This window comes from Mesorhizobium sp. LNJC391B00 (assembly GCF_000502535.1).
Lineage (GTDB): Bacteria > Pseudomonadota > Alphaproteobacteria > Rhizobiales > Rhizobiaceae > Mesorhizobium.
Genome location: NZ_AYWI01000032.1, coordinates 1 through 5,476 on the forward strand (window position 1 = coordinate 1; position 5,476 = coordinate 5,476).

6 protein-coding genes and 1 pseudogene are annotated in these 5,476 nt (G+C 57.4%); 5 read left to right on the plus strand and 2 right to left on the minus strand.

Annotation, left to right across the window (positions count from 1 at the left end):
- Positions 1–232: DUF4112 domain-containing protein (locus tag X750_RS134390; protein ID WP_023749055.1), on the plus strand; the 232-nt coding region annotated here is incomplete at its 5' end.
- 87 nt (positions 233–319) lie between these two features.
- Here the strand turns inward: X750_RS134390 and X750_RS134385 are convergent.
- The gene (locus tag X750_RS134385; RefSeq protein ID WP_023749056.1) at positions 320–571 is read right to left on the minus strand and encodes a GlsB/YeaQ/YmgE family stress response membrane protein; all 252 of its coding nucleotides are present in this window, start codon (positions 569–571) and stop codon (positions 320–322) included.
- A 198-nt stretch (positions 572–769) separates the two neighbouring features.
- Here X750_RS134385 and X750_RS134380 point away from each other — a divergent pair, with 198 nt between their 5' ends.
- The 4 genes and pseudogenes from X750_RS134380 to X750_RS1000000167300 form a co-directional block, all read left to right on the plus strand.
- A complete protein-coding gene (locus tag X750_RS134380) occupies positions 770–1,246 on the plus strand; it encodes a ferritin-like domain-containing protein (RefSeq protein ID WP_023740257.1) in 477 nt (158 codons plus the stop codon).
- A 312-nt stretch (positions 1,247–1,558) separates the two neighbouring features.
- Positions 1,559–2,914, plus strand: coding sequence for a CHASE3 domain-containing protein (locus tag X750_RS1000000163945; RefSeq protein WP_084567234.1), 1,356 nt, complete (start codon positions 1,559–1,561; stop codon positions 2,912–2,914).
- Between the two features lie 92 nt (positions 2,915–3,006).
- Positions 3,007–4,161 (plus strand): sugar ABC transporter substrate-binding protein, encoded by a 1,155-nt coding sequence (locus X750_RS00065; protein WP_032904925.1) that lies wholly within the window; start codon positions 3,007–3,009, stop codon positions 4,159–4,161.
- 44 nt (positions 4,162–4,205) lie between these two features.
- Positions 4,206–4,456 (plus strand): annotated as a pseudogene (locus tag X750_RS1000000167300) (transglutaminase family protein); the annotation flags it as partial.
- Here X750_RS1000000167300 and X750_RS1000000165540 read toward each other — a convergent pair.
- The gene (locus X750_RS1000000165540; RefSeq protein ID WP_198021034.1) at positions 4,409–4,585 is read right to left on the minus strand and encodes a hypothetical protein; all 177 of its coding nucleotides are present in this window, start codon (positions 4,583–4,585) and stop codon (positions 4,409–4,411) included. The pseudogene X750_RS1000000167300 and the gene X750_RS1000000165540 overlap by 48 nt on opposite strands.
- Between the last annotated feature and the right edge of the window lie 891 nt (positions 4,586–5,476).

The window sequence follows — 5,476 nt, forward strand, 5'->3', positions numbered from 1 at the left end:
CATGAAGAACCTGGCCCATAGCGCATCCTTTGATTCGGACGAAAAGTATGCGCCATCAAAGCCTGGGATCAAACACCTAGGCAACGTGCTGCTGGATACGCTCGTAGGAAGTGTCCCAATTCTCGGCTCGATCTTCGACGTCTATTTCAAGGCGAACAATCGCAACGTCAGACTGCTACGCCGGCACCTCAACAAGTACAGCGGACAGGCTCCGGCGACGCGACCAGCTTGATCTCGATTTTCCGCTCTGAAGAAAGGCGCGTGGTCCTAAGGATCACGCGCCCCTATCGATACTGATGTGCACAACTCGATTGTAGGCTCAGAGTTTAATCATTCGCGCCACGGCAATCAAAATACACGCGCCGATGAAGCCGGCGACAAGATAGCCGAGCCAGCCGGCCAACGAAACGCCCAGCAGCCCTAGAAGGACATTGGCGACGATAGCGCCGACGATTCCCAAGATGATGTTCATAAGCACGCCCATGTTGCTTTTCATGAACATCTCGGCAAGCCAGCCGGCGATACCGCCGATGACGATCGCTGCTATCCAACCCACACCTGGATTTTCCATATTTTCCCCTTTTCCTTGAACCTTAGTTGGTTCGGCCGGAGAACGTGCCAAACGCCAATAAAGTTCCGGGATATAGGGGTGTTCCATCGTTCCCCGCTCATACCGGATATCTCAGTCTGAAGTCCGCCCCACCTGAAGGAACCATTCGCCTCGCTCCCACTTTCTCCCGAAGCCAATTCGGGCGAACGGAGCATCACGATGAAAACGCTAGCCGAAATTTTTGAACATACCCTCCAGGACATCTACTATGCGGAGAACGCGATTACGAAGGCGCTACCCAAAGTAGCTGCCGCCGCGAACGACGCCAAGCTGAAGAAGGCGGCCGAGGATCACCTCGCTGAGACAAAGGGGCAGATCAAGAAGCTGGAGCAGGTGTTCAAGTCTATCGGCAAGAAGGCCGTCGGCGAGAAGTGCGACGCCATTGAGGGGCTCATCAAGGAAGCCGACGGACTGATGGAGGAAGCGTCAGGTACAGCCCTCGATGCGGGCCTGCTGGCCGCCTGCCAGGCCGTCGAGCACTACGAGATTTCCCGGTACGGCTCTCTGCGGGAATGGGCAAAGGAACTGGGGCATGACGAGGCGCATAAGCTGCTCAGCGAGATCCTCGACGAGGAGAAGGCCACCAACAACAAGCTGACGAACCTTGCGATAACATCGATCAACAGGACAAACTGATCACTCGACTTTTGATGTCGCCTGCGGACATCCATCTGGGCCACTGGGTCGGGAGATGGACGTTCTGGTACTCTGGTCACGGCGCGGAAGTGATGGTCCCTAGAGCAAAGGCCCTCGGTGCAGCACCGGTGGCCTTGTACTCTGACTGAACTGCTACCAGTCACGATCATCGGCGCTAACTCGACCTGATTACCTTCTTGGTTGGTCGATCACGTCGCAAGGGCAAAGCTAAGAGGCTAGTTTTGCACGCGGGGCTTATTAGCTCTCGATACTTGATGGCGCACTCGCCCAAAATCGGGCAGGAATGCGCCGATGCAATTCTCCAACCGAAAAATTGTCCGATTCACTTCCGCCTCCCTGCTAATAGGGTTTGCGGCGCTTATGGCCATTGTCGCCACCAACTTCTGGCTGGGGCAGCGGGCTCAATCCTATTTCGACAATGCGATTGAAGCGCGCGATATACGAGTCGCTGCTGTCGAGTTGAGAAATGCAATGCAGACGGCCGAGGCGAGCGAGCGCGGCTTTGTCATCACCGGGAACGAAATCTATTTGGGGCCATATGAAACCGCCAAGGCTGGGGCACAGCGCCACATGCAAGCGCTGCAGACCTTGCTGACGTCCTATCTCGATTCGAAGCCTACACTGGAAAGGCTTTCCGCAATCATTGCCGCCAAGTTTGGTGAGCTGGACCAGACAATCGCTCTCAAGCGAGATCACCGCGACGCCGAGATATTGGCGATATTCCGCACGAACAAAGGCAAGGCTTTGACTGATGAAGCCAATGTGTTCTTTTCGGGTATCATTGTAAAAGCAGATAACCGGCTTACCTCCGGTGTCGTCGAACAACGAGCTAACAGCGCGTGGCTGCGGCTCGTTTCGGCAATCGGCGGATTTGTCATCATCGCTGTGGTTGGCGGAGCAGCCTATGGTGCTGCTCGCTACACCAGTGAACTTCGCGATACCCACGACGAGGTCAATGCGCTTAATGACAAACTGGAGCAACGTGTCGCCACCCGCACCGAGGACCTGGCAAAGGAGCGCGATCGAGCCGAAGTGCTTTTGTCAGAGGTCAATCACAGGGTCGCCAACAGCCTGGCTCTTGTGTCGTCTCTGGTGAAACTGCAGGCGAAGGCTGTCGGAGATCTCGCGTCCAAGGAAGCGCTGGCCGAAACCCAGGACCGCATCTTTGCCATCTCGCTGGTGCACAGGCGGCTGTATGGCTCGGCCAACGCTCGCTCGGTTGACCTGGACGAATATCTGACCGGCCTGCTCGATCATCTGCAAACGTCGATGCGCAGCCAGGTTCACGGTGTCAGCCTGTCTTACAAGATCGAACCAATCGACCTCGAAACGGACATCAGCATCAATTTGGGCGTTGTGGTCACCGAACTGGTCACCAACGCTTTCAAGTATGCCTATCCGGATGGTGTCGGAGAAATCCGCGTCCGGCTAAGCAGGCTGCCAGGTGGCCAGGCGGAGCTGGTGGTCGAAGACGACGGTGTTGGAAAGGCAGACGGCGCACCTGCCAAAGGCACCGGCGTTGGCAGCAGAATCATCAATGCGATGTGCATCAGCCTCGGCGCCAAATTGGACTACCGGGATATCCAGCCCGGAACGGCCGCCCATTTGGTGTTTTCGACAGAACCACGGCGCGCTACTGCTGGATAGTAGACCCGTTCATCGCAAGGTGAAATGACTGCAGCGGCATCACCAGCGTTGGCGCGTTCACCGCCAAAGGGTGATGTCGAGGGGGGACAAAAATGGTTGATCGCAATAAAATTGCCGGTCGACGGCTGATCGGGACAGCGCTGCTTTTGGTCGCCGCGATGGGCGGGCTTACCGTCGCGGATGCCAAGGAAGGCGCCCCCGGCATTACCCAGCGAACGGTATTCCCCGCCTTCGATCCCCATGCGCCCTCCTGCAACGCTCCGGTTGGCCTCACAAAAGTGTTGGCCTACGTGCAGGAGAACGAGCGCGACTTCCTGCAAGGGGTCGACCACGGTCTGTCCATGGCTGCAAAGAACCGCGGCCTGGAATATCGAAGAGTGTTGGCGGAAAACGATGTGGGTAAGGCGATAGCCCACGTGCAGTCTTTGGTCGCGGCGAAGGTTGGCGCCATGGTTGCCACCTCATCGGATCCAGTGGCTTTCAGTACGGCTCTTCAGAAGGCGATCTGGTCGGGGGCGTTTGTTGGCACGATTGTGCCCCCACCGGCAACGCTGCTGCTCAATGCCCCGCAATATCGAACTGGCAAGGTGCTGACCGATGCAGCCATTGACCATATCAACACCAAGCTCGGCGGTAAGGCCAAGGTCGTTCTGCTGACCCAGGATACGATGGAGTTTCTGGCGCCCCGGTTCACGGCTATGCGCGATGGCCTGAATGCGATGCCTGGCGTGATCATCGTCGCCGATATCGCACCCAAGCCGGTTACCAAGGAAGGCGGCGCCGCTACCATGAAAACCATCCTGCTGGCCAATCCGGATGTCGACGTCGTGCTCGGCGCGGATGCGGTCGTGCTGGGTGCGCTTGAAGCGTTGCGCGCGGCAGGCAAAGACCGACCTGACCAATTCCTTGGCGGAATTGACGGAGAGGCGGAAGCTGTCGCTGAAATCAGGAAAGGCAACAGCCCTTACAAGGCGAGTATCTCGTTGTCCTCGCCCGTCTTCGGCTATGCCATGGGACAGTTTGCGGCCGACTGGCTTGAGGGCAAAAGCATCCCGCAGGCGATGGACATCCTTCCTATAGCGCTGACAACTGCCAATCTCGCGCAATACGAGGCCGATCTCAAGGACCCCGCCTCGGTGTATGCCAACGCGGCGCGCCGGGATGCATACCTCAAGATGTATGGAAACATCTGCTATGACAGCCGCGACCGATATATAAATTTCCCTTGGTCGTCCGAGCAGAAGTAGCTACGCGGTGCCACCGTCGATCTGGCATCAGACTGCTACGCCTTGGGCTCGAACCTCGTGACTTCCACGCCGTGTTCGAAGCCTACCTGGGTGGCCGCTGGTGGCTTTTCGACGGCACTAGGCAGGCCAATCTGGACGTTCTCGTTCGCATCGGTGCGTCGCGATGCAGTCTGAGATCGCGTTTGCTTCGCAATTCGGCGACATCGATGAGGGGCCGGTCAAAATTACTATCGAGCATGCGGACGGCTCAATCGAGCCCCTGGGCCTGACAGTCGACGCAATCTCGACCGAGGAAGAATGGGACATCCTGAGTCGGCGCGATGTTGTAGCGCGGCTCGTCGTTGCGTCCGGTCTCGGCCTGCGAAGTCAGGCGGTAGAGCCGGTGGATTTCCGACCACGACAGATATTTGGTGTAGCGTCTCACATGGCTCTGCCTCAGTTGCGCAGGAGTTCAGGCACGCTGAGCGGGCCAAGGTCGAGAATTCTCCTATAGCCGTCGCCGCGGCGACGCCGCGTATCTTGCCCTTCCAGCGATCCCGCTTCGCGTCGCAGTAGTCGTGGATTTTGGTCCGGTTCCGACGGGTGCAGAGGTCATCAGGCAGCGCCACCTGGTGTGGCCATTTCTGGTCGATCGTCGACGGCGGCGGAATGCTTCGCTGCGCTGGACCATTAGTGGCGACAGCCGCCGGCCTTTCGCTCTCACGGAGATAGATGTCGGCCTGATGGCGTCTGCCAAAGAGATGGCCATCCGACCGGGCCCAAAATCGAGATAGTAGCGGCGGCCAGAAGGATGCCGCCAGCAATGTTCACCATCAACATGATGTCCATCGATCCCCCTCTGCTATGTCGCAGCCATGTGGACCTGCCGATAGTCGCAGGAAACTTTTTGAAATCAACACCGGAACAGTGTGTGAACACTCTGCTACGGTTTTTGCAACGCAACGCTACGGTATTGGCCGGCACGGGATAGCACAAAGCCGACATAAGTGAGCTGCAAAGCGTTGACGGGCAAGGATTTGATAACACCGAAGGGGAAGGGCAGGGACGGCAGCAACCGAATTTCAAGACCGGTGCCTCCGGGCCGAGACGTGTGGATCATGTCGCATTCTATGTCGCGTCGACTAGCCGCTTGTCACAGGAAACCGTTGAAAATCAATGCAACCCAGTTGCAACATGGCGCGACACGTAACGGCCTAGTCAAGTTGCCAGGATTTGTTCCAACCAATTGATTTATCAGCATATGCCCTTCCCGAGAGATGGGTGACAGTTCATTCCGGAGACATGGGTTACACTTTCGGCCCTTTGCAAGGAGAGC